The 23922-nt window shown below is 70.4% G+C and carries 14 protein-coding genes and 1 pseudogene; 8 read left to right on the top strand and 7 right to left on the bottom strand.

Annotation, left to right across the window (positions count from 1 at the left end):
* Window positions 1–47 precede the first annotated feature (47 nt).
* Entirely contained in the window at window positions 48–2756 is a 2709-nt protein-coding gene (locus OHA65_RS12150; protein ID WP_405761852.1) for a tetratricopeptide repeat protein, read from the top strand.
* 308 nt (window positions 2757–3064) lie between these two features.
* On the opposite strand, the gene OHA65_RS12145 is transcribed toward OHA65_RS12150, so the two are convergent.
* Together OHA65_RS12145 and OHA65_RS12140 are read right to left on the bottom strand one after the other, a co-directional pair.
* Complete coding sequence (locus OHA65_RS12145) at window positions 3065–3712, bottom strand: hypothetical protein (protein ID WP_405761850.1); 648 nt, start codon at window positions 3710–3712, stop codon at window positions 3065–3067.
* Between the two features lie 6 nt (window positions 3713–3718).
* Window positions 3719–4057, bottom strand: a complete 339-nt coding sequence (locus tag OHA65_RS12140) for a hypothetical protein (protein ID WP_405761848.1) — start codon at window positions 4055–4057, stop codon at window positions 3719–3721.
* Window positions 4058–4600: 543 nt separating this feature from the next.
* On the opposite strand from OHA65_RS12140, the pseudogene OHA65_RS12135 reads away from it, so the two are divergent.
* Window positions 4601–4687: pseudogene (locus tag OHA65_RS12135) on the top strand (glutamine synthetase); the annotation flags it as partial.
* A 101-nt stretch (window positions 4688–4788) separates the two neighbouring features.
* Here OHA65_RS12135 and OHA65_RS12130 read toward each other — a convergent pair.
* A complete protein-coding gene (locus OHA65_RS12130; RefSeq protein WP_405761846.1) occupies window positions 4789–7152 on the bottom strand; it encodes an ATP-binding protein in 2364 nt (787 codons plus the stop codon).
* Window positions 7153–7501: 349 nt separating this feature from the next.
* Between OHA65_RS12130 and OHA65_RS12125 the strand changes: the two genes are divergently transcribed.
* Both OHA65_RS12125 and OHA65_RS12120 read left to right on the top strand, forming a co-directional pair.
* A complete protein-coding gene (locus OHA65_RS12125) occupies window positions 7502–8416 on the top strand; it encodes a phosphatidylinositol-specific phospholipase C (RefSeq protein ID WP_328762548.1) in 915 nt (304 codons plus the stop codon).
* 541 nt (window positions 8417–8957) lie between these two features.
* Window positions 8958–10292 carry a hypothetical protein gene (locus tag OHA65_RS12120; RefSeq protein WP_328762547.1) on the top strand — a complete coding sequence of 445 codons (1335 nt, stop codon included), beginning with the start codon at window positions 8958–8960 and terminating at the stop codon, window positions 10290–10292.
* Window positions 10293–10350: 58 nt separating this feature from the next.
* Here the strand turns inward: OHA65_RS12120 and OHA65_RS12115 are convergent, their stop codons facing one another.
* Window positions 10351–12441 (bottom strand): PIG-L family deacetylase, encoded by a 2091-nt coding sequence (locus OHA65_RS12115; protein WP_327283140.1) that lies wholly within the window; start codon window positions 12439–12441, stop codon window positions 10351–10353.
* Between the two features lie 188 nt (window positions 12442–12629).
* Window positions 12630–14909 (bottom strand): PIG-L family deacetylase, encoded by a 2280-nt coding sequence (locus OHA65_RS12110; RefSeq protein ID WP_371643371.1) that lies wholly within the window; start codon window positions 14907–14909, stop codon window positions 12630–12632.
* A gap of 1005 nt (window positions 14910–15914) precedes the next feature.
* Here OHA65_RS12110 and OHA65_RS12105 point away from each other — a divergent pair.
* Window positions 15915–18902 (top strand): bifunctional [glutamine synthetase] adenylyltransferase/[glutamine synthetase]-adenylyl-L-tyrosine phosphorylase, encoded by a 2988-nt coding sequence (locus OHA65_RS12105; RefSeq protein ID WP_327283137.1) that lies wholly within the window; start codon window positions 15915–15917, stop codon window positions 18900–18902.
* A gap of 122 nt (window positions 18903–19024) precedes the next feature.
* Here OHA65_RS12105 and OHA65_RS12100 read toward each other — a convergent pair whose 3' ends face one another.
* On the bottom strand, window positions 19025–20254 hold the full coding sequence (locus OHA65_RS12100; RefSeq protein WP_405761843.1) for an esterase/lipase family protein: 1230 nt from the start codon (window positions 20252–20254) through the stop codon (window positions 19025–19027).
* A 194-nt stretch (window positions 20255–20448) separates the two neighbouring features.
* On the bottom strand, window positions 20449–21249 hold the full coding sequence (locus OHA65_RS12095; RefSeq protein WP_328762539.1) for a helix-turn-helix domain-containing protein: 801 nt from the start codon (window positions 21247–21249) through the stop codon (window positions 20449–20451).
* 407 nt (window positions 21250–21656) lie between these two features.
* Between OHA65_RS12095 and OHA65_RS12090 the strand changes: the two genes are divergently transcribed.
* From OHA65_RS12090 to OHA65_RS12080, 3 genes are read left to right on the top strand one after another with little or no spacing between them, the layout of a single operon-like run.
* Complete coding sequence (locus OHA65_RS12090) at window positions 21657–22505, top strand: helix-turn-helix transcriptional regulator (protein ID WP_327283134.1); 849 nt, start codon at window positions 21657–21659, stop codon at window positions 22503–22505.
* Window positions 22502–22759 carry a DUF397 domain-containing protein gene (locus OHA65_RS12085; RefSeq protein ID WP_328762537.1) on the top strand — a complete coding sequence of 86 codons (258 nt, stop codon included), beginning with the start codon at window positions 22502–22504 and terminating at the stop codon, window positions 22757–22759. Before OHA65_RS12090 ends, OHA65_RS12085 begins: the two co-directional genes overlap by 4 nt.
* Window positions 22756–23922, top strand: coding sequence for a hypothetical protein (locus OHA65_RS12080; protein ID WP_405761841.1), 1167 nt, complete (start codon window positions 22756–22758; stop codon window positions 23920–23922). The genes OHA65_RS12085 and OHA65_RS12080 overlap by 4 nt, the downstream gene beginning before the upstream one ends.

Here is a 23922-nt window from a genome sequence, read left to right as displayed (position 1 = left end):
CCCCTCAGTGGCAGGCGCCGGCCGGAGCAGTGCGATGGGGCCGACTGGTGACGGATCAGCCCTGCACTGACTGCGAGACCTGGGGCGTACCGGACGTCGCCCAGCGTTCCGCGGCCAGGGCGGAGGCCGCCCAGCTCAAGGGGCGGGTGAACCCGGGTAGCGGGTTCGTCGGCAATCAATATGTGATGGACCTGGTCCAGCACCCACCGCAGTGGTCGCTGGACACCTCGCCGTGGGGAGGCCTGTCAGGAGCGGCGATGTTCAGCGGCCGCCTGCTGACAGGCGTCGTCGCCTCGGACCGTGCACACTCCGCCCATGGCCAGCTCAACGTGGTGCCCGCCTACGTCCTCCACCACGATCCTGCCTTCCGTGCCGTGCTTGCCGAGCACGGCGGCGTCAGCGGGTTGGAGGCGGTGGAGTTCCAGCACCTCGCGGATCCCGCGAGCACCGCGCCCCGAGGTCAACCGCGGTCACCAGCGGCGCTACTGGAGGCAGGGCGTCAGACCGTCCCGTTCCACGGCCGCGAGGCCCTGCTCGAGCAGTTGCGGGCATGGTGTGCGTTGGGTGGCTTCGGAGCGTGGCTGCTGCACGGGCCTGGCGGCCAGGGCAAGACTCGCTTCGCCCACCACCTCGCCGCCCTCCTGGCGGCCGACAGGTGGGCCGTGCTGCTGCCGCGGCCGGACGCCTCCGCGGCGGAACTGCGGGAGGTCCGGCACGCAGCTAAGCCGCTGTTGGTAGTCGTCGACTACGCAGAGACCCGCACCGGTCAACTCCGCACCCTGATCGAGGCCGCCGCTGAACACCCCGGGACCACACCGCTCAAGATCCTGCTCCTAGCCCGAACCGACGGTGACTGGTGGGCCCGCGCGAAGACCGCCACCAGCCTCACACAGGACTACCTGGCCACCGCCCCCTCCCAGCGCCTGCCCCCGCTGGAGGATGCCCCGGCCGACCGACCCCAGGCCTACCACTCAGCCGCCAGCGCCTTCGCCACCGCCATCCCTCACGTCGCTGGCACTGCCGCACACGACTGGCGCGCCGCAGCTGCTATCTTGCAGGCGCCCCGCCTCGACCAGGACGGCTACGGCAACGCGCTCACCCTCCACATGACAGCCCTCGCCGACCTCCTCGACACCGTCCCCGCCGACCCTTCCGGCCAGACCCGGGGCGGTTTGCGGTGGCAGGGGGTCGACGAGGTGGAGGACCGGCTGCTCGGCCACGAGGGCCGCTACTGGCACCAGACAGCCACGACCCGCGGGCTGGAACCAGGGCTGAGCCTTGACACTCTGGAGAAGGCGTTGGCAGCCAGCCACCTGGCCGGTGCGGCAGACCGCGAACAAGCGGACCAGACCTGGCGCAGGCTCCCCGCACTGGCCGACCAGGCTCGCGACCGCCGTGATGCGGTCACGGGCTGGATCGGCGCCCTATATCCACCCACCGAACCCGGCCGGCCATGGGGCAGCCTCCAACCCGACCGACTCGCCGAACGGCACATCGGGCGCGTTCTGGCGGCTGACCCCACCCTCGCCGACCACCTCCTCCAGAACGCCGACGCCGCGCAAGCCGCCCAGCTCCTGACCGTCTACACCCGCGCCGCGGCTCATCCCGTCTTCAACGGGGGCCTCGACACACACCTGACAGACCTGTGCGTACGGCGCCACCACCAACTGGCTAGCCATGTCATCGCCATCGCCACGCAAACCGATCACCCCACCCCACTCATTACCGCTCTTGAAAAAATCACCACCGACCCTGCTATATCTCTGAAAAGTCTCAAGCAACTCCAGAATGGGCTCCCGGACTCCAGCCTGCGACTCGTCGACGTGGCACTCCGCCTCGCCAGACATGTTGCCGACCGCCAGCGGGCTCTCGCCGAGGCCGACGCCGCCGCATGCCTGCCTGACCTCGCCGTTGCCCTTAATCAACTTTCCATTTGGCTGGGAGTGGCGGGGTGGGCAGAGGAAGCCCTTGCTGCGGTTCAGGAGGCTGTCGGCTACTACCGGGCTCTTGCCGAGGCCAACCCCGACACGTACCTGCCTGACTTCGTCACGGTCTTGAACAACCTCTCGATCGACCTGGGAAACGTGGGGCGGGTGGAGGAGGGTCTTGCTGTGGTTGAGGAGGCTGTCGGTCACCACCGGGCTCTTGCCGAGGCCAACCCCGATGCGTACTTGCCCGGCCTGGCCATGTCACTGAACAGCCTCTCTATCTGGCTCGGATGGGTGGGGCAGGTGGAGGAGGCTCTCGCTGCGGTCCAGGAAGCCGTCAGCTACTACCGCGATCTTGCCGAGGCGGCCCACGGCGCATACGCATACGGGCCAGACCTCGCCACAGCCTTAAAGAACCTCTCGATCGCTCTGAGCAAAGTGGGGAGTACAGACGAGAGCCTGGCCGCGATCGAGGAAGTAGTGTGCATCCGCCGCGTTCTTGCGCAGGTCAACCCCGGCGCGCATCTGTCGCACCTCGCCGGAGCCTTGAATACCCTCTCTGTTCGGCTGGGGGATGTGGGGAGGGTGGAGGAGGGTCTTGCTGCTGTCCAGGAGGCTGTTGGCCATTACCGGGCTCTTGCCGAGGCCGACCCGGGGAAGCACCTGCCTGACCTTGCTGCTGCCTTGAACAACCTAGCCATCCTGATGGAGGACGTGGGAGAGGGGAGCCTGGCCGTGAGCGAAGAATCAGCACGTATCCGCCACTCTCTCGCGGAGTGCATCCCCGGCCACGAAAATGGCGCCGTACTCCAGGATCCCCCGGGCTGACTTAGCGCCGGATGAGGACCTGGATCCCAAGCATTCGGCACCGTTTGGGCCATGCGTGGGTAAGTGCACCTCCACGGGGGCTGCCGTACAGGTCAGGTGCCCAATGAGCGCTGCAAGCCGATCCGTCTTGGAATCGGCTCCGCGGTGAGAGCTTCTTTAGCTCATCAAGGCACCCGCCGCGCACAGCGCTGCGCGCGGCCCGTTGCCCGGGCCTGTGCTTCTCTCTCCGCCCCGCTGCACCCCGACCGCCGGCCGTGCGGATGCATTCCTAGGTGGCCGCACGGAGCCCGGTCGAACGTTCGTTGACATCACGAATTCGTAAGCTGCACCAGCGTTGCAGAGGTTACGGGGATGGTGAATTCTAGGGGACCTTTAGGGCAATCGCTGACTACAATGGTCATTGTCGTCGAGTTGATATTCCCTTCCTTAATGTTCCCGCGTACCGGATTCTGAATTCCGTCACATTTTTGAGACAAGGCCCGATGCGCTTCCATGGAAAGCGTAATGTTTGCTGATTTTGGCTCCGAATCCTGCGGTTTCTTGCCGTACTGGTCATTCAGTACGAACCCGGCAATGGCGAGCGAGGCTGCGAGTATCACCACCGCCACCCTCGCGGCCCATCTCTTTTTGCGAATCACCGTCTTGAGGTTTGATTCGACGCTGCTCATCAATTTATCGTCTGCGAATTTGATACCGCACGACTGCCCCCACATGCAAGCCAATGCCGCCAGGGCGAAACCACAGAAGGGGAGAGCCGTTGAGAAGCTGGCGGATTCGTCCTTCGGTGCGACCAGAGTAATCACCGCGCCATAGACTGTCGTCAATGAAATCGCTGCTGTAAGGATCTTTTCGCAGGCTGAATCACTGGAAGAAAGGGAGGCTTTAATCCCCTCCATGTAGCTATTGATTACAATCCTCTGGCCGAAGTCCGGCGGGATTCGCTGCGGTTCACTCATGACGCCTCAGATTTTATATAGATACATATGGTCGCAGTCGCAGAGCACGATAACTCCATCACCCTCCCCGATTTCTCGCACCACATCCCTCTGTAGTTTTGACTGCTCGGGAGAGAAGATGGATTGAAACACTTCCGCCATGAACACGTCCTGAGGCATCGTAAGTTCGGTAACGAATCGGTCTTCTTTTAGGTGAATTCCTTCCGGGAAAAGCTGATCGACCAAAGGCTGGGAGAGCAGCGAGAGATTCCCCTGCGTCACGAGCACGGTGGCACCTGCAGAGCCGACGGAATCAGGTTCGTTACACAGCCCCCCGTCGTTGTGTCTGCACGGTACGACGGCCATTCGAGTCCTCCTCCTGGCATGGGTGTCAACTCGGACCGTAAGCGGAGGCGGCCAGAGGCGCCTGTTGGCGGAGGCAATCGGGTGGTCGACGGGAACAGCCTGGTGACCTTGCGGAAGGGCCGGTCGGCCTCGTCCTGGAGCGAGACGACTTGGCATAGGCGTGCCCCCAGCGTGTCTGATGGGGCTGCAGCAAGTGGGAACAGCAGCGAAGAAGAGGGACACCTGCAGATCGGCGTCTTTGGCTGGTCAGGGGGATGTGGGCACCGAGGGCCAGGGTGATCGCTACGGTGAAGTCATCTACGAGATGGGGCCCTTGTGGCTGACCATTCCGCATGTGCTGACAGTCGCCTGACCAGCGGACACGCGTGAGACGCGCTGGGCCTCCAGAGCGGTGACTCAGCCGGGTCCAGAGGAAGTCTGGGCCGTCTGTGGGCCGTCGGAGGGCGGCCGAGGGTGGCCGACAACGACCAATGAACGCCACCCGGACGCTGGTTGGAGTAGGGGTGGAACGTGGCCTGGCTGGTGGGAGGATGGGAGCATGACTTCCTGCGCAACAAGAAGCAGGAGTGGGAGGAGTACCGGAGCGAGGTCACGGCCTTCGAGCTCCGCAAGAACCTTCCGGTGCTGTAACAGCAGGCGTGCACGACGCTCCGGGCCGGCGGTCCATGACCGCCGGCCCGGAGGCGTGTCACCCTCCCAGCTGATCCTCCGGTCCCCGATCCGCCGTGTGGTCATCGCCTGGCGCGAGCCGAGTCTCCTCGTGGCCGACCGTCGAACACGGAGTTGAGTTGCTGGAGTTCGTCGGCGGCTTCGATGTGGCGGGGGTTGTTCAGCCGGACGAGGGCGTCGTGGGCGGTGGTCAGGGTCTCGTGGGCTTCGCGGTGCCGGGTGAGGTGGCGCAGGACGATGCCGAGGTCGAGGCGTGCTGGTTCGCTCCAGGCGGGCATGTGTGCGGCCTCGAAGTGGGTGAGGGCGTAGCGCAGGGGGTCTTCGGCCTCGTTCCACTGGTGCAGGGCTGCGCGGTCGTTGCCGATGTGCTGGCGGGTCACCGCGAGGTAGAGGCCGATCAGTTCTTGTGGCTTTCCGGGGACGCCGGCGCGGCAGATGGCTTCGCTGCGGCGGTGGATGGTCAGGGCTTCCTGTGCTCGGCCGGTGTGGCGCAGGTGCTGGCCCAGGGTGTTGAGGACCGTCAGTTCGGCCAGGCGGCTTTGTGCGCAGGTCTGCCTGTGGAGGTGGTCTGCTGCTTCTTGGAGTCGGGTGATCGACTCTTCGGTGCGTCCGAGCCGGTGGAGCGCTCCGGCCACGTAGCCCAAGGCCCAGCCGACCTGGAGCTGGTCGCCGCTCTCGCGTGCCGCGATCAGGGCGGCCCGTGCGGTGGTCAGGGCGGAGGCGTGGTCGTAGAGGCACATGTTGTAGGCCCAGGACAGGTAGTTGAGGTGGATGGCCTCGTCCCGTTTGCTGCCCAGGGCGCGGGCAGAGCTGACGGCCCGCCGGAAGACCTGTGCCCACAGTTCCCAGTGCGGGGTGCGGTCGGAGAACCAGTGCATCGCCTCGGCGGCGTCGATGACCTGCTGGTGCAGGCCGCGGTCTTGGGCGCGGCCCAGGGCGGCGAGCCATTGGGCGCGCTCGGCCTCCAACCAGCTCCGGGCCTGATCGTGGTCGGTGGGCGCGGTGGCGGGGTCCGGGTCGGGATCGGGGCTGGTGTCGGGGTGGGGTTCGGTGTCGAACAACCGGGCGGCGGCGGTCGCCCGGCGCAGTGTCCACAGGTCGGCCCGGCTCAGGGCGGCCGTGATGTGCGCGGGCTCGTCCTCTTCGGCCAGCTGTTCGGCGGCGAAGAGGCGGAGGAGGTCGTGGAAGCGGTAGCGGTCGGCGGTGGGGTGGGGCTGGAGCAGTCCGGCGTCGGTGAGGTCCTGCGCGCACCTGGCTGCCTGGCGCAGGGGCAGGCCGGCCAGGAGGGCGGCGCTCCGGGGGCTGAAGTCGGGGCCGGCGGCGAGTGAGGCGCGGCGGAAGAGGGTGCGGGCTGGCGGGGGTAGTTGCCGGTAGGACAGGGCGAAGGCGGCCCGGACTTGCAGTGAGCCGGCTTGCAGGGTGTCCAGGCGCGTCGTGTTTTCGGCGAGCTGGGTGACGAGTTTGGTGAGGTGTTCGTCAGGGCGGGCGGCGAGGCGTTGTGCCGCGATGCGGACGGCCAGGGGGAGGTGCCCGCACAGGTCCGCGAGATCGCGGGCGGCCTGGCTCTCCCGGCCGACCCGCTCGGGGCCGATGACGCGGGTGAGGAGTTCGACCGCTTCCTCACGGCGCAGCAGGGTCAGTTCGGGGCGGTGGACCGATTCGAGGCCGGCCAGGGTGTTGCGGCTGGTGATGAGCGTGAGCGTGGGGCTGCGGCCGGGCAGCAGGGGGCGGACCTGGTCCTCGTCGGCGGCGTTGTCCAGGAGGAGCAGTGCTTGGCGCTCGCGCAGTACGGAGCGCAGGAGCCCGCTGCGGTCGTCGGTGGTGGTGGGGATGGCGCTGTCGGCGACGCCGAGGGCGCGCAGCAGCCGGGCGAGTGCGTCGCGCGGAGCGGTGGGCTGGGGGTCCATGCCGCGCAGGTCGATGGCGTACTGCCCGTGCGGGAAGTGGGGGGCGAGGGCATGGGCGGCGTGTACGGCGAAGGCGGTCTTGCCCAGGCCGGGCTGTCCGCAGACCACCGCGACGGGTGGGTGGGCGGGGTCGAGGTGTTCGGCCAGAGTGCGGAGCCGCTCCAGGGCGGGGCCGCGTGCGGTGAAGTCGGCGAGATCGCGTGGCAGTCCCAGCGTGTGGTGCGGGGTGGACTGTGTCGCTGTTCGGCCTGCCGGCGGGCTGGCGGGCCTGGCTGCGCGGCGGGGGCGGGGGCGGCCCAGGGCGGCGGCACTTTCCAGATCGCGGGCGCCGGTGGCGTCCAGTCCCAGGGCGGTGGCCAGGGCCTGGACCGTGCGGCGCTGTGGCCCCCGGGAGCGACCGCGTTCCATGTCCGACACGGCCCGCACGCTGACCCCCGCGGCCTGCGCCAGTTCCTCCTGGCTGAGCTTCGCACCCGTCCGCAGGGCGTACAGGCGCGCGGCGAACCCCCCACTACTCATGGCTGAAATCCCCTGGTCAGCGCGGTCCCCCGAACCGGCGGACCTACCGGCAGAAGTATGTCAACTCCACTTCTGCCGATGCGACTTCCTGGTCCGTTCCCCGTCCCACGGGTTGGCTGGACACCGCGGACCCGGGACCAGAGCCGGCCGACGCGCTCCGGCCCCGCGCTCCCTCGCCCCGTCGGACTCCTAGAAGGAGCATCGCCGTGAGTGGGAGCAAGAGGGATGGATCGCAGGGCGTGCTGGAGGCGCGTTCTGCCTCGGGCTGGCCGAAGCCGACGCGGTTGGATTCCGGATCTTCTTCGCCGCCCTTATTCGTGTACATCTCGCAATGATGTGGAGAACAAGTATGAGCCCCACCCGTCGTGACGTCTTGAAATGGGGAGTCGGCGCCGGTGGTATGGCCGCCGCAGCCACACTCGGCCTGCCGGCGAGCGCCCATGCAGCTGATTATTATTTCTCGTGGATGGCCCGGCTCCCCGACAATACCTATCTTCCCCACCTCACGATCCCTGGCACCCACGATTCATGCTGCACGGACCCCAGTAATGGAACGAAGTGGGCGCAGACCCAGAATTGGGGTGTGACCGAACAGCTCCAGCGCGGAATTCGCTTCCTCGACATTCGCTTGAATGGCCTTCAGGGTGCGCGCAACGAGCTTGGCGTCTACCACGGCTCCTGGTATCAGGAAAAGCGTTTTCAGGATGTTCTGGAAGACTGCCGCAGGTACTTGCGAGAGTATCGCAGCGAGACCGTCATCATGCGGGTGAAGAATGAAAACGAGGGCGGGCAGGCCCTTGACCCCGTAGAGTTCCGGCGCCGCTTCAACTACTACCTGGACGACTTGGGCTACAGGAGTCTGGTCTGGACTAACCCGTCCTGGCCCCATTTGGGGCAGGTTCGCGGCAAGGTCATCGTGGCAGCAGACTTCGAAAACACTTGGGGCATACTCGATTGGTCCGGCAGCAAGTATTTCAATACGCAGGACATCTGGAACACTAACAATTTCGCGAAGATCAAGGCCATCGTGAATCATTTCGACGATGCCTGGCGGAACCAAAACGCCGATCAGATGTATGTGAACTTCACGAGCTACTCGGACAACATGTGGCCCCAGGTGACCACAAAGATCATTTTGCCGGATGTCATCAAGTATCTGAAGGACAGGAGGAACGAGAGGACCCACTTGGGTATCGTCCCGATGGATTACCCTGACTTCTATCGGGAGGTCGTGAGCCTCTTGGTCGACAAGAACTTCATCTAAGGGCTGCGCGGCCCTGGCGTTCCCCACTTCCTCGCCCGCGGCGGCGTCGTCGACTGCCAGGATTCGCCCTCGAAGAGGATCCGGCCGTTGCGCGCCGCCGCGGTGCTCTTGCCGGCGGCCAGGTCTCCTTCTGCCGGACCCCGACCGCCGTGCATCGCGTTCGATCGCCCACCGGACGGGCTGCTGCCGGCGCGGACCAGCGGTCCGCGTTCCAACTCCCGTGCCAGCCTGGCGATCTGTGCTCCACGGCTCGCGCCACTGCCGGCGCCACCGCTCCACCGCTCGACCGACCGCCAGGAATCAAGCCGGACCGCCTCCCTGTTGGCGACCTTGCGCATCCGTTTGCGCCGTACCGGTCGGATCCCCTTCGCGGGCTTCAACGTTCGCAGCACATCCGCCCGTGGCCGACTCGGGTGCGCTCGGGCGAGATGCCCGTGCCGTGTCCTTCGGGGAGTCCCGGCCCCCGCCGGCGCCCGGGTGTCCTGTCGTACCCCTGTCGTAGCCTCGTGTGGTTGATCTCCTCGACCCGACGGGGGTGGGTATGGCGACGTGGCTTTTGGCGTGCAACCAGGAGATGTTCGAGCTCGACAGGTACCGGCAGGACGGGCACGACCTGAGTTCCTGGAGCGTCGGGCGGCACCTCAAGGAGTTGGTCGCAGGCGACCAGTTCGTCATGTGGGTGACGGGGCCCCGCGGCGGACTCGTCGGCAGGGGGCGCATCACCGGCGTCCCGACGCAGCAGGCGAGCGCCCCCGACGGGTACTGGCAGGAGGACCCGGGGACGCGTTGGTACGCGCCGCTGGTCATGGACGAGTGGCTCACGCAGGCGGTCCCGCGGCAGCGTTTCCAGGAGGACGCGCGCTTTCAAGAGCGGTCCCCGCTGCGCTCCCTGTTCGCCACGAACCCCCACAGGGTGACGGAGGAGCAGTGGAGTGCCTTCGAAGAGGCTTTCGCCAGCGGGCAGGTCGGGGACACCGCCCCTGCCTGGCACCTGCTCCCCGGCCAGACCATCAAGCGCAAGGAGCTGCACGACCGGTACGGCGGTAGCCGCCAGGGCGGCATCAGCAAGTGCGCCAAGTCGGACAACGTACTGCTGTTCAGCGATCCGAAGACGGGCCACCAGCACGGCTACTTCGACAAGTGGGCCGAGGACGGCACGTTCCACTACACGGGAGACGGCCAGACCGGGCCGCAGACCTTCGACAGTTTGGGGAACGCCTCCACCCGGGACCACGTGAGCCTGGGGCTCGCGTTGCGGCTCTTCGAAGGGTCGCGCGGCGTCGTCCGCTACGTCGGCGAGTTCGCGGTGGACCCGGAGCAGCCGTATTCGTGGGGGGAGGCGCCGGAGACGGGCGGCGGGCCGCTCCGGAAGGTCATCCGGTTCCACCTGGTGCCGGTCGGCAGCACCACCCAGCCGGCGAGCGTCCCGGTCGGCTGTGGATACCGCGTGGCGGACGAATCGGTAGAGCCCTCCCCCGCCCAGCTCAGCCCTTCTGATTCCGATCTCGTCGGGAGGAACCTCAAGGCGCACCGCAAGCTGCAGAACGACTTGGCGAAGGCGGCCGAGGCGCGCGGGCTGGAGGTGTTGTCACCTGGCCTCGCGGACCCCGACTTCGATATCGGGTGGCGCCCGGTCGCCACCGAGTTGACGGTGTGCGAGGTGAAGTCGCTGACGCCGGCCAACGAGACGCGTCAGCTGCGCACGGGCATCGGGCAACTGCTCGACTACCACGACAGGCTCAGGGACAGGGCGGACTCCGTGCGTGCTGTCCTGTGGGTGGAGCGCGAGCCGTCGGAGTCGCGGTGGGTCGACCTGTGCGAGCGCGTGGGGATCACGCTCGCTTGGCCCGGTCGTGAAGACGACGTGTTCCTCTGAACGCGATGGCTCACGCGCACGACTGGTGACGGCCGTGCCGCAGGTCGGGGGCGCGGGGTTAGGTCCGGGGGAGCGCGGGGTGCCAGGTGGTGCGGGACGGTTGGGTGGGGTCCGGGGTGGCGGGCGGGGTCGTGGTGGTGTGGAGTTCGGCGTCCAGGCCCAGGACCGCCGTCGTCGTCGCGCCCGCCGGTTCGAGGACACCGGCCGGGGCGCCCGCGAAGAGCATCTTCGACTCCGTCCACGCCGGAGGGCCGCCGAGGCCCGTCGTGCTGACCGTGCCCGTCTCCGCGCGGCCCGCCAGGAGGCGGCCCGCGACGGCGACCGCGCCGTAGCCCGCCCGGCCGCCGGCCTCCGAGACGCTGGAGACCTGCGGTTTGCCGGAGCCCGCCGTGACCAGGGCGGTACGGACGACCCCCGAGTCGGGACGGCGGAAGTACAGCCTGGTGCCCGCGCCCTCCGGGGCCGCCGAGAGCGGGACGGTGGTGGCCGGTAGGCCCGTCGGGAACGGCCCCTGGAGCGGGGCGCCCGGGGCGGGCTGGGTCCAGGCCAGGACCGACTTGGTGGTGGCGGCGTACACCTGCCGCCGCCCGGCGGCGTCGACCGCCGTCACCGGGTCGCTCTGCAGGTCCTCGCCGCCCAGGTGCTGCCACGGGCCGAAGCCCCCGTCCGGCTGCTGCTCGCGGGCGCGCAGGGTGCGGTGGGAGTCGCGGACGTAGACGGTGAGCCGGCCGTCCGGGGCCACGGTGGCCACGGGCGCGCTGATCGCGGAGGTGCCGTCCTCGTCGGGTCCTTCGGGGGTGCCGAGCGACTGCCACGGCCCGAACGGGCCGTCGGTCGCGGTCTGGACGGCGTACACGATCTCGCGCCGGTAGTCTGCGGGCGCCGGGCCGAGGTTCGTGCGGGTGGCGAGGACCGCGATGCGGCCGTCGGGGAGGCGGGTGGTGTTCGCGCCCGGGTCGATGCCGGTGCCGGGGAGCAGGGCCGGGCCGGTCCAGCCGGCCGGGCCGCTCTGCCGGGTCCAGACGGCCATCTGCCCGTCCAGCGCCGCGAAGGCGTACAGCCGGCCGGTGCCGCTGGCCGCCAGCCAGGAGGTGTTGTCGGCGCGGGCGTAGCGCAGCGACTGGGCCCAGTTGCGGCCGGTGGGGCTGCTCGCCACCTTGCGGTCGCCGCAGCCGGAGGGGCTGCCGCAGTAGTTCTCGTGGTCGAGCCAGGCGTACGTCTTGAGGTAGCCGATCTTCGTCTCGGCCGTCTGCGGGTCCAGCGCGTGCGGCAGGGCGCCGTTGTGGTAGCCGAGGTAGTTCTGCACCGAGAACCGCGGGCGGTCGCCGGCCTGGGCGGCGTACGCGGCGGTGGCGGCCTGCACGAAGCGGGCGCCGTACATGTGGTCCTGGTGGTCGGTGTACTTGCCGGTGTCGTGGTAGCGGCCCGGCGTCGGGTCCTGCATGCGTATCGTCGTCGGCTTGTACAGCGAGAGCAGCCCGGATATCGACTGGACCAGCTGGTCCTTGGTGTACGCGTACGGCTGCTTGACCGGGGTTCCGGAGGTCAGCTGGGCTCCGAGCGCGGGTATCTTGCCGTTCCACAGGCCGCGCAGGCTGTCCGGGTTCTCGGCGGTGGGGTTGCGGGCCTCGCGCAGCTGCAGCCAGACCAGGTTGACCTGCGGCCTGGCCATCAGGACGTCGAGCTCCGCCCGCCCGCCGCCCGTGGTGGGTATCACCGTGCGCTTCCAGGCGCTGGTGCGGTCCCCGGTGGCCATCTGGGCGTACGCGGAGCGGATGCCGTTCTGCCGGGCCTCCGCGTAGTGGGCGCGGTCGGCGGGCTGTTCGGGGTCCGTGGCGCCGGCCCCGTGGGCCTCGTTGCGGCCGTCGGCCTCGCCGGAGGTCAGGTAGACGGTGGTGAGCTGGAGGCCGGCCGTCAGCGAACGGCTGAGGTCCGGGTTCATGAAGAACAGGTCGTCGTCGGGGTGGGCGACGATCTGGACGATCGATCCGGACGTGGTGCTCACGGGCAGTGCGACGGCCGGGCCCTTCTCCTGCGTGGCCTCGGCCGACGTCTGCTGGCCGGTCGCGACCGCGAGCACGCCGGTGGCACCGACGGTGAGTACGGGAAGGAGGGCTGCGAGCAGGAAGCGGCGACGGGCAATCGGCATCGGTCACGCCTTGGGGTCGTTCCGGACGGTCGTTGCATTGAGTGAGAGGCCAAATCGGGTGACTTGGTTCACCGATGGGCTCGATGACTCCTGCTTTCCGAAAACGACCGGATGTGATTGTGCCCGTACGTTTTTGATCCGGTGACATGTGCCCGGGATGTGGATGCTACTTGGCCCCAGCCGGTGCCTCAGCGGGGCGTGACGTTGCGCGGACCCACCGGCAGCCACGGCGCCAGGTGAGCGTTCGCGTCGTCCGCCGACGAGGTCACGTACAGTCGCGCGTCGAGCCCCACCACCGCCAGGCTGACCATGTCCTTGCCGGTCGTCGTGGCCGACGGGGCTCCGACGAACATCAGCGGCGACCGCTCCCACGGCCGCCCCGACCCGAGGTCCGAGCCCAGCCGGCCGCCCGCCGACCGGCCGGCCAGCACGTGCCCGCTCGCCGTCACCGCGCCGAAGCCCTGGAGTCCGCCGAGGTCCGTCAGCCCGTTCGCCTTCAGCCCGCCGTCGCCCGTCACCAGGGCGGTACGGACGTTGCCCGAACCCGGCTTGCGGAACCACAACCGCACCCCGCCCTCGCGCCCCTCCGCGGTGAGCGGCAGCGTCGTGTCCGGCAGCCCCGTCGCCGTGGCCGGCCCCAGCGGCGCGCCCGGCTTCGGCTGCACCCAACCCAGCACGGACTTGGTGGTCGCCGCGAACACCATGCGCCGCCCGGCGCCGTCGGTCGCGGTGGCCGGGGTGCCGTGCAGGTCGGTGCCGCCGTACTGCACCCACGGGCCCCAGCTGCCGTTCGCGGCCTGCACCCGCCCGCGCAGGCCGCCCGCGCCGTCGCGGACGTACGCCGCCAACTGACCGGTGCCGTCGACCGAGACGGCGGGGGCGCTGATGTCGGAGGTCCAGTTCTCGTCGACGGTCTCGGGCGTGCCGAGCGACTGCCAGTCGCCGAACTCCGGCGCGCCCGGGCCCTTCTGGACCGCGTACACGACCTCGCGCCGGTAGTCCGTGGGGCGCGCGCCGAAGGACGTACGGGTGCCGAAGGCGGCTATTCGCCCGTCCGGCAGCGTGACGGTGGACACGCCCGGGTCCATTCCGGTGCCGGGCAGCAGCCGCGGACCGCTCCACGCCCCGATCGGGCCGGACCGGTGCCAGACGGCGACCTGGCCGTCGAGCACCTTGAAGGCCCACAGGCCGTGCTCCTTGTCGGAGGTCAGCCATGAGGTGCTCGTGCCGCGGGCGTAGTTGACGGTCGAGGTCCAGCCGTTGCCGGCCGGGTGGTCGGCGACCTTGAGGTCGCCGCAGCCGGCGTCGCTGCCGCAGTGGTTCTGCTTGTCGAGCCAGGCGTAGGTGTCCAGGATGTCCAGCTTCTCCTTGGCCTCGTCCGGATCGAGGGCCCTGGGCAGGGAGCCGTTGAAGTAGCCGACGTAGTTCTGCACCGCGAAGTGCGGGCGCTGCTCGGGGCCGACGTCCTTCGCGTAGGCGGCGAGGGCGGCCTGTACGAACCGGGCGCCGTAGAAGTGGTCCTGGTGGTCGGTGTACCGCTTGGTGTCGGGGAACCGGCCGGGGGTGGGGTCCTGGGCGCGGACCGTGGTCGGCTTGTACTGCTCCAACACACCGGTGATCGTCTGGACGACCTGTTCCTTCGAGTACGAGAACCGCTGCTTGGCGGGGGTGCCGGAGGCGAGCACCGACTCCAGCCGGGCCACCTTGCCGTCCCACAGGCCGTGCAGGCTGTCGGGGGCGCTGTCGTAGACGGTGCCGGCCTCGCGCATCTGCAGCCACACGAGGTTGACCTCGGGCTTGGCGAGGAGGACGTCGACCTCGGCGTGGCCGCCGCCCTTGGTGGGGACGACGGTGCGCTTCCACGCGCTGGCGCGGTCGCCGGTGGCCATTTTGGCGTAGGCGGCGCGGATGCCGTTCTGGCGGGCCTCGGCGTAGGCGGGCTTGTTGGGCGGGGTGGACGCCTGCTTGCCTTCGGTGGCGTTGATGCCGTCCGCCTCGCCGGCGGTGAGGTAGACCGTGGTGACGGGGTGGCCGGAGGCTATGGAATAGCGCAGGTCCGGGTTCATGAAGTACAGGTCGTCGTCGGGGTGGGCGACGATCTGCAGTACGCGGCCGGGGTCGGGTGCGTCGACGGGGGCCGCCGGGGCGGCCGTCGGGCGGTGACCGATGCCGCCGAGGGCCTCGTTGGCGCGCAGTACGAGCATGCAGGAGGCGACGGCGGCCGCGCAGAAGGCCACGCCCTTGACGACCCGCGCCCGTTTCCGCGCCCGGCCCGCGCCCCCGCGCCCCGGCCGACGGCCCCCCGGGTCGGCGTCGGCGGTGCCCGTACGGAGCGCGGCGCGACGGGAGCGGCTGCCGGCGGTGTCGGCGGTGTCGGCGGTGTCGGCGGTGTCCGCGGGCTCGGCGGTGCCCGTACGGAGCGCGGCGCGGCGGGGGTCGGGTGCGTCGGCCGTGGCGGTGCCGGGCACGGCGTGCGGGGGCGGGCCGCTCCGGGTCCGGGCCGGAACGGCGCCGGGTATGCCGCCGCGGTGGTCGTGCAGCGGGGCTCCGGGAGCCGCCGGGGCGGGGGCGTGCGGGGGCGCGCCCCGCCAAGTCCCGCTGCCGGGCGGGGCGGACGGGGCGTCGGGCCCCGCCGCTGCCCAAGCCCCCGTGTACGGCGGGGCGGTCGGGCCCGCTGCCGGTCCGACCGCCGGTTCCCAGCCGGGTCCGGCCGCCGGGCTCCCAGCCGGTCCGCCCTGCGGCCAGGGCTGTGCCGCGCTCGGGCCGGGGTGTGACGGGTACGCGGACGGCATGCCCGGCGACGGCTGTGCCTGGTCCGGGCCGGGGTACGCCGACGGTTCCCCTGGCCAGGGCTGTGCCGCGCTCGGGCCGGGGTGTGACGGGTACGCGGACGGCATGCCCGGCGACGGCTGTGCCTGGTCCGGGCCGGGGTACGCCGACGGTTCCCCTGGCCAGGGCTGTGCCGCGCTCGGGCCGGGGTGTGACGGGTACGCGGACGGCATGCCCGGCGACGGCTGTGCCTGGTCCGGGCCGGGGTACGCCGACGGTTCCCCTGGCCAGGGCTGTGCCGGGCCGGGGCCGGGGTGTGACGGGTACGCGGACGGCTCGCCCGGCCACGGCTGTGCCTGGCCCGGGCCGGGGTGCGGTGGTGGGGCCGACGGGCCGCCAGGGCCGGCCGGGTCCGCGTGCGGTCCGTTCCACGCCGGGCCGGCCGGGCCGGTGGCGTGCCAAGGGCCCTGGGCGGGGGGTCCGTCGGGCATGTGGGTCCTCGGGCGGGTAGCGGCCCGAAGCAAGGGCACGTGTCCGGAAGGGCGTTCGGGAGCTTGTTCGGAATAAGTATCCAGATAATCCGACAATCCGCGTCAGGTTATGTGCCGGGACACGCCGGTGAGTCGAACGCCTGCTCCGGCTAGGCTCCCCCCAGGACGCCCGGGCCTTGGGCAGTGGCGGCGACGTACGCGGGAGGCGGCGGGATGACAGTCCCGGGACGCAGGAGCAGCACCTTCATCCGGCTGCTGCGCAGCGGGTTCACCGACCCCTCGGCCGCAGCCCGGCTGCTCGACTCCGATGCGCTGGACTCCGTACGCACCGATCCGGTGCTCCTCGACGCCCTCGGGGCCACCGCAGACCCCGATCTCGCCCTCCTCGGCCTGGTCCGGCTAGCCGAGGCGCAGAGCGACGACGAGCGGCCCGTGCTCCTCGACACCCTCGTCAGCGCCAAGCCGCTGCGCGACCGCCTCCTCGGCGTGCTCGGCGCGTCCGAGGCGCTCGCCGACCACCTCGCCCGCCATCCCCGCGACTGGCACGCCCTCGTCACGTACGAGGCCGCCGATCTGCACCCCGGGCTGCCCGAGTTCGAGCGCGGGCTGGCCGGCGCGCACGACCCCGTCGCCCTGCGCGTCGCCTACCGCCGCTGCCTGCTGTCCATCGCCGCCCGCGACGTCTGCGGCACCATCGACGTCGCCCAGACCGCCGCCGAGCTCGCCGACCTCGCCACCGCCACCCTCCGCGCCGCCCTCCGGATCGCGAGCGCCGCCGCACCCGATGACGCCGCCGCCTGCCGGCTCGCCGTCATCGCCATGGGCAAGTGCGGGGGCAACGAGCTGAACTACGTCTCCGACGTCGACGTCATCTTCGTCGGGGACGCCGCGAACGGAGCCGACGAGGGCAACGCCCTCCAGGCCGCCACCCGCCTCGCCTCCCACCTCATGCGGATCTGCTCCGAGACCACCATCGAGGGCACCATCTGGCCCGTCGACGCGAACCTGCGCCCCGAGGGCCGCAACGGCCCCCTCGTCCGCACCCTCGCCTCCCACCTCGCCTACTACCAGCGCTGGGCGAAGACCTGGGAGTTCCAGGCCCTGCTCAAGGCCCGCGCCGTCGCCGGCGACCCGGACCTCGGCGCCCAGTACATCGATGCCATAACGCCCCTCGTCTGGCAGGCCGCCGAACGCGAGAACTTCGTCGCCGACGTCCAGAAGATGCGCCGCCGCGTCGTCGACAACATCCCCGCCTCCCAGGTCGACCGCGAGCTCAAACTCGGCCCCGGCGGCCTGCGCGACGTCGAGTTCGCCGTCCAGCTGCTCCAGCTCGTCCACGGCCGCAGCGACGCCGGCCTGCATTCCGGCACCACCCTCGACGCCCTGCACGCCCTCGCCGCCGGCGGATACGTCGGCCGCGCCGACGCCGCCCAGCTGAACGACGCGTACCGGTTCCTGCGCGCCATGGAGCACCGCATCCAGCTCTACCGGCTGCGCCGCACCCACCTCGTCCCCGAGGACGAGGCCGACCTGCGCCGCCTCGGCCGCTCCCTCGGCCTGCGCACCGAACCCGTCGCCGAACTCAACAAGGCCTGGCGCCGCCACGCCTCCGTGGTCCGGCGCCTGCACGAGAAGCTCTTCTACCGGCCGCTGCTCGACGCCGTCGCCCAGCTCGCCCCCGGCGAGACCCGGCTCTCCCCCCGCGCCGCCGGCCAGCGCCTCGAAGCCCTCGGCTACGCCGACCCGGCCTCGGCCCTGCGCCACCTCGAAGCCCTCGCCTCCGGAGTCACCCGCAAGGCCGCCATCCAGCGCACCCTGCTCCCGGTCATGCTCGGCTGGTTCGCCGACTCCGCCGACCCGGACGCCGGCCTGCTGAACTTCCGCAAGGTCTCCGACGCCCTCGGCAAGACCCCCTGGTACCTGCGGCTGCTCCGTGACGAGGGCGCCGCCGCCGAGAACCTGGCCCGCGTCCTGTCCGCCGGGCGCCTCGCCCCCGACCTGCTGATGCGCGCCCCCGAAGCCGTCGCCCTGCTCGGCGACCCCGAAGGACTCCAACCCCGTACGCCCGAGGCCCTGGGACAGGAGGTGCTCGCCGCCGTCGGCCGGGCCGACAGCTCCGAGGCCGGCGTCGCCGCCGCCCGCGGGGTCCGCCGCCGCGAGCTGTTCCGCACCGCCGCCGCCGACATCATCCGCTCGTACGGTACGGAGGACAGTCCGGCCGAGGAGGACCCCGGAGCCCTCGTCGACCTGGTCGGCGGCGCCGTCTCCGACCTCACTGCCGCCACCATCGCCGGAGCCCTGCGCGCCGCCGTCCGCGACCACTGGGGCGAAACCCTGCCCACCCGCTTCGCGATCATCGGAGTCGGCCGCTTCGGCGGCCACGAGCTTGGCTACGGCTCCGACGCCGACGTCCTGTTCGTCCACGAACCCCGCGAAGGCGTCGACGAACAGGAAGCCGCCAAGGCCGCCCAGACGGTCATCGCCGAAATGCGCCGGCTGCTCCAACTCCCCACCGCCGACCCGCCGCTGCTCATCGACGCCGACCTGCGCCCCGAGGGCCGCTCCGGGCCGCTCGTACGGACCCTGTCCTCGTACGCCGCCTACTACCGGCGCTGGTCCCTGACCTGGGAGAGCCAGGCCCTGCTGCGCGCCGAACCGGTCGCGGGCGACGCAGACCTCAGCGCGCGGTTCATCGAGCTGATCGACCCGCTGCGCTACCCGGTGGAGGGCCTCGGCGAGGACGCGGTCCGCGAGATCCGCCGTCTGAAGGCCCGCATGGAGTCCGAGCGCCTCCCGCGCGGCGCCGACCCCACGCTCCACACCAAACTGGGCCGCGGCGGCCTCAGCGACGTCGAGTGGACCGTCCAGCTGATCCAGATGAGGCACGCCTGGTCGCAGCCCGGCCTGCGCACCACCCGGACCCGCGAGGCCCTGGCCGCCGCCCGCGCCGCCGAGCTGATCGCCACCGAGGAGGCGCAGATCCTGGACGAGGCCTGGGTGCTCGCCACCCGGGTCCGCAACGCGGTGATGCTGGTCCGAGGCCGCGCCGGAGACACCTTCCCGTCGGAGGCCCGCGAGCTGGCGGCCGTCGGCCGCTACCTCGGCTACGCGGAGGGCACGGCCGGCGAGCTGCTCGACGACTACCGCCGCATCACCCGCCGGGCCCGGGCGGTCGTGGACGACCTGTTCTACGGGGCCTGAGCGGTCCGGTTCCCCGGCGGCGGTCCGACGCCGGCGCGCCGCGAGGCCGCCCGCCCGGCGCAGAGAGGTCCGGGGCGGGCGGCTGGATCATCGGCTGGACCAGCGGTGACGGCGTGGCGTCATTACGGAAGCCGCTTGATGATCCACTGACACAGTTCTCGGGTGATCGCGGTGTGCGGGGTGGTGGTCGAGGACCAGAAGAACTCGTCCACCTCGCTCTCGTTCGGGTCGAGGGTGGCGACCTTCGCGTACAGGTCCTCCTGCTTGTCGATGTCGCGGATCGCCACCGCGCTGACGGTCGGGACGAAGCAGATGGCCTCGTGCCGCAGGTCGACCTTGCCGCCCTTCGCCACCAGCTCGTCCGCCACGATCTTGTAGGAGGTGAGGGTGCCGCCCGGTGCGCCGTCCAGCTCGGGGAAGCCGCTGGTGGTGACCGGCTTCGAGGCGGGCGGGAACAGCCGCTTCAGCTCGGCGACCGTGACGTTGTTGCCGGAGGCCTGGGCGTAGAAGGTCGTGCCGGGGAAGGCGATCAGGCCGGTGCTCTTCAGCGCCATCTCGCCGGGCGGAATGCTGAGGCCCATGCCGTCGCCGGTGCCGTTGGCCACCGCGATCGTGCGCGGGATCCGCGGCCAGCCGCCCATGTGGTCCAACTCGGCCAGCAGCTCGGTGCGCAGCGGGTCGATCTCGTTCTTGCCGGTCTCGCTGTTGTAGTGGCGCCACAGCATCTGCCGGGCCGCCGGGCTGTTCATCTGCCGTGCGAAGTCGTTTTCCTGCGGGATGAAGTGCGCGAACGCCTGCAGTCCGATCGGGATCACGGCGCCGCGGTGCGGGGTGTCGTAGGAGAAGTACAGCCCGACCTGGTGGTCCATCCGCCGCATTTCCAGCTTGGCCAGCGCGTAGCGGGTGATCAGGCCGCCCATGCTGAAGCCGCCGACGGTCAGCCGGTCGTCACCGACGCGCTCCCCGAGGGTCCGCTGGATCGCGGCCATCACGGTTTCGGCGTTCTCCTGGATCGGCGCGGTGCGCTCGTCGAACCCGACCAGGATCACGGTGCGTCCCTGCTTGCGCAGTTCGGTCAGGAACTTGTACTCCCCGCCGTCCAGGCCCTGGGCGAGCCACTGCAGATCGCTTCGGCCGAGGTTGAAGCCGTCAGCCATGATCACCGGCTTCCGGACGGAGTCGGTGCCCTCGCCGTAGTAGACCCAGGCGAAGCCGTTCGGCAGCTCCCATTCCGTGTCGCGCTGGTGCACCGGGACCTGGACGGGCGGCGGCGAACTCAGCGGTGCCGCTGCGATCAGGATTCCGCTGATCTGTTCCGCCTGGGCGTCCTTGTCGTTCTGGGCCGAGGGCATGGGATATCTCCTTCTGATCTGCGCGCACGGCTCGGCAGTCCGGGCGGGCCGGACGCGCGGCGGTGCGGGGTGATGAGTGGTGCCGACTCATCATGTGCGCACGGAGCGTGATAGTCGATTACGCAGCGCTACGTTCGCCCGTTAGGGGGGACCTGCGGCTGTGTTTGGATCGGCGTACGGGGAACGATGTCGCGCTAAGCGGCGTCCGCCGACGGGGCGCAGCCCCGGCAGTGGCCGGGGGTGGGGGAGCGGAAGGCGCGGTCGCAGCCGTCGCAGGTACGGAGGGGATGGATCTCGCGGTCGGGCGGTACGGGGTGCGCCGCCCGTGGGGCCGGCAGCCGGGGCGGGACCAGCTCCCGCAGGCGGTGGGCGAGCAGCCCCGCAGGGGAGTGGATCGGGGTCATCGGCAAGGTGCGGGTCAGGACGGTGGCGACGGCGCTCGGGGTCAGCCCGCGCTCCAGCCATGCGGCCGCGGCGGGCGCCAGCCTCACCGTGTCGCGCTCGGACAGCACCAGCCGGGGATCACGCAGCCGCAGCCGGGCCAGCAACTCCCGGGCCTGGAGCTCGATCTCCGGAACCGCCGGGGCCGGTTCGGGTCCGGGTCCCGGCTCAGGTTCCGGGTCGGGGTCCGGAACCTCCGTCCGGGCCGGCGCGGGTGCCGTTGCCGGGGGCTGGACAGGGCGCTCCGCCGCTTTCAGCCGCCTGGCGGGAGGGTTGTTGTACGACACCGTACGGGTGACGATCTGTCCCGAAGGCAGCCGCTCCCGGGTGCGGGAGAGGTAACCGTGGGCTTCCAGTTCCCGCAGGGCCGAAGCGATGCGGGTCTCGCCCTCGGTGAACCGCTGCGCCAGGGCCTTGATCGACACATCGGCGCCGGTGGGCAGGGACTGGATGTACGTGGACAGGCCGATCGCCGTCAGGCTCAACTCGCGGTGCTGGGCGAGGTGGTTGCCGATCTTGACGTAGCGCTCGGGCTGCCGGTCTTTCTCGTGCATGACACCGGGCCTCGGAATGCGGTACGGAGCGCGCGAGGGCGCGCTAAGCTGCTGTTCAGCCACGGGAAGGTCCTGCTTCCTCAGCGGCGAGGCCCTCGGGCGGGACTGCAATCCCGTACGGGGGCCGTTCGCGTTTATGGGGTTGTCGAGAGACAGACTGCCCGGCGAATTGGCATATGCGCCAGCCGGGTTGGGGCGATTCACCCGTCCGAGTGAGAGGGGGAGGGGGGAGGTTAGGAGAGGTCATTTCCCCCGGTTGTTTGTCTTTAGATGTCGGGCGGTTCCGGATATTGGCCCACCGGGTCGTGGAGGCCTCGATCCGGTGAAAACGGATTTCCTGATTCACGTGATTCGGAGTGGCCACCCGTGCGTAGCCTGAACGGAGTTGCAGGCCAACGGATGTGGCAGTGAGCGCAGAGGGCGCCGATGAGTCGAGCTGGGCACTCGACCCGGAGGACGAATCCGTGGCGGTCGTCGCGGCGGTGGGACGCCAGTTGAAAATGTGGCGGGAGGCGGCCGGAATCGACCGATCCGCTTTCGCTGAACAGATGGGCTACGGGGCGGACCTGACCCGTAAGATCGAGAGTGGCACCCGCATTCCGCGTCCGGAGTTCCTCGACAAGGCGGACGAGGTTCTCGGTGCTGGCGGAAAGATCGCCGCGATGAAGGTGGACGTCGAAAAGGCCCGCTACCCCAAGAAGGTCCGGGATCTGGCCAAGTTGGAATCCGAGGCGGTGGAGATCGGGTCCTACGACAACGGCGTGGTCCCGGGCTTGCTTCAGACCGAGGAGTACATCCGTGCCCTCTACGCGGTGAGGCGCCCAGCCTACTCGGAGGACCAGACCGAACGTCTGGTCGCGGCGAGGGTGGCGCGCCAGGACATCCTCCGACGACATCCGGCCCCGTTGCTGACCGTCGTGCAGGAAGAGGCTGTCCTCCGACGGCCTGTCGGGGGCAAGATGGTGCTGCGCCGCCAACTGGAGCACCTGCTGGAGGTCGGCCAGTTGCGCAACGTTGAGATCCAGGTGATGCCCACCGCCGTCGAGGAGCATGCAGGCCTCGCCGGATCCCTCACGGTCATGCGCCTCAAGGACGGAAAGACCGTTGGGCACAACGAAGTTCAGCTGGTCAGCCGCTTGATCACTGAACCCAAAGAGGTCCAGGTCCTGGACATGCGCTATGGCATGATCCGAGCACAGGCTCTGACGCCTCGCGAATCTTTGACGTTCATCGAGAAGGTACTGGGGGAGACATGAGCATCAAGCCGTCGGCTGAGGGCCTCTCCGCACTGACGTGGGTCAAGAGCAGCTACAGCACCAACGACGGACCCAACTGCATCGAAGTGGCTTGGACCAAGAGCAGCTACAGCACCGCTGACGGGGCTGACTGCGTCGAGGTCGCCCGGATCCCCGGGACCGTCCTCGTCCGGGACTCCAAGCGTCCCGAGCACGCCCGCCTGGCCGTCACCCCGGCCGCCTGGAACGGCTTCGTCAGCTACGCGACCGCGTGAGAACACTGGGTTCGGCCGTCAAGGCGGTGTTCCGCTACCGGCGGCCCGATCCGGAGTGCTGGGAAGTCGTCGTCGCGGCCGTCTGCGACGGGACGTGCCACAGCTGGGACGCCAACAAGGCGGTGGCCCAGGCCGGCTCCGCCATCTCCGCCCATGCCGATCGGATGGCCGAGGCCCTCGACAAGCGGCTCGGGAGCGTGGAGGAACTCGCGCTCGCGCTCGCAGGGATGGGCGACGCCCGGGCGCTGCCCGCCCTGCGGCGCCTCGGGGAGGAGAACCACCTCCCGTCCGACCGCGCGCACGCCCGCACCCTGGCCGGGCTGCCCGCCGCGGAGCTGCTCCCGACGATGCGGACCGTCCTGCGGCAGGAGCCGCCGCCGTACCACGCGAGCACCTTCACGCTCGAACTCCTCGCCTCCTGGGGTCCGGCCGCCGCGCCCGCCGTGCCCGAGGTGGTCCGGTACCTGGAGACGCCGTACGCCTACGACGCCCTGCGCGTCCTCGGCCGGATCGGTCCCGCGGCGGCCGTCGCCGCGGACCGGCTGGCGGACTTCGCGACCGGTCGCGCCGGGCTCGCGGGCCGCCACCATCCGCGGCGGGCCGCCTGGGCGCACTGGAAGGTCACCGGCGACCCCGCGCTCGCCCTCGACGTGTGCGGCGCGGCCGTGGGGTCCGGGACCGGGAGCCACGGCCTGCCCTTCCTCGCGGATCTCGGCCCGTTGGCCGCCCAATACGCGGACACCGTGCGCGGCCTGATGGACTCGCCCGGCGGGTGGACCCGGGTCGCCGCGGCCCACGCGCACTGGCGGATCACCGGAGACCCGGAGCCCGCCGTGCCGGTGCTGCTGGCGGCCGTGGACCCGGACTGGACCGGGAACCCGGCCCTGCCGACCCGGGAGGCCGTGCGCCGCCTCGGGGAGATCGGCGCCCCGGCCGCCGCGGCGGCGCCCCTGCTCCGCAGGATCCTGGCCTCCGGGGAACGCCTCGGCCACCCCTTCGAGAGCCGACGGATCCTGGCCGACGAGACCTACGTCCGCACCCTCACCGAGGCCCTGGAACGGATCGGACCGAGCGCGGACGGCCCCGTACGGGCGCCCGTGCCCTCCGCCCGGCGGGGACTGCTGCGGAGATGGCGGGGGCCGCACGCAGCGCGTCCCCACTGA

It is taken from the genome of Streptomyces sp. NBC_00045, assembly GCF_045041095.1.
In the GTDB taxonomy this organism is placed as follows: Bacteria; Actinomycetota; Actinomycetes; order Streptomycetales; family Streptomycetaceae; genus Streptomyces.
This window is presented reverse-complemented; position numbering and strand designations above follow the sequence as displayed.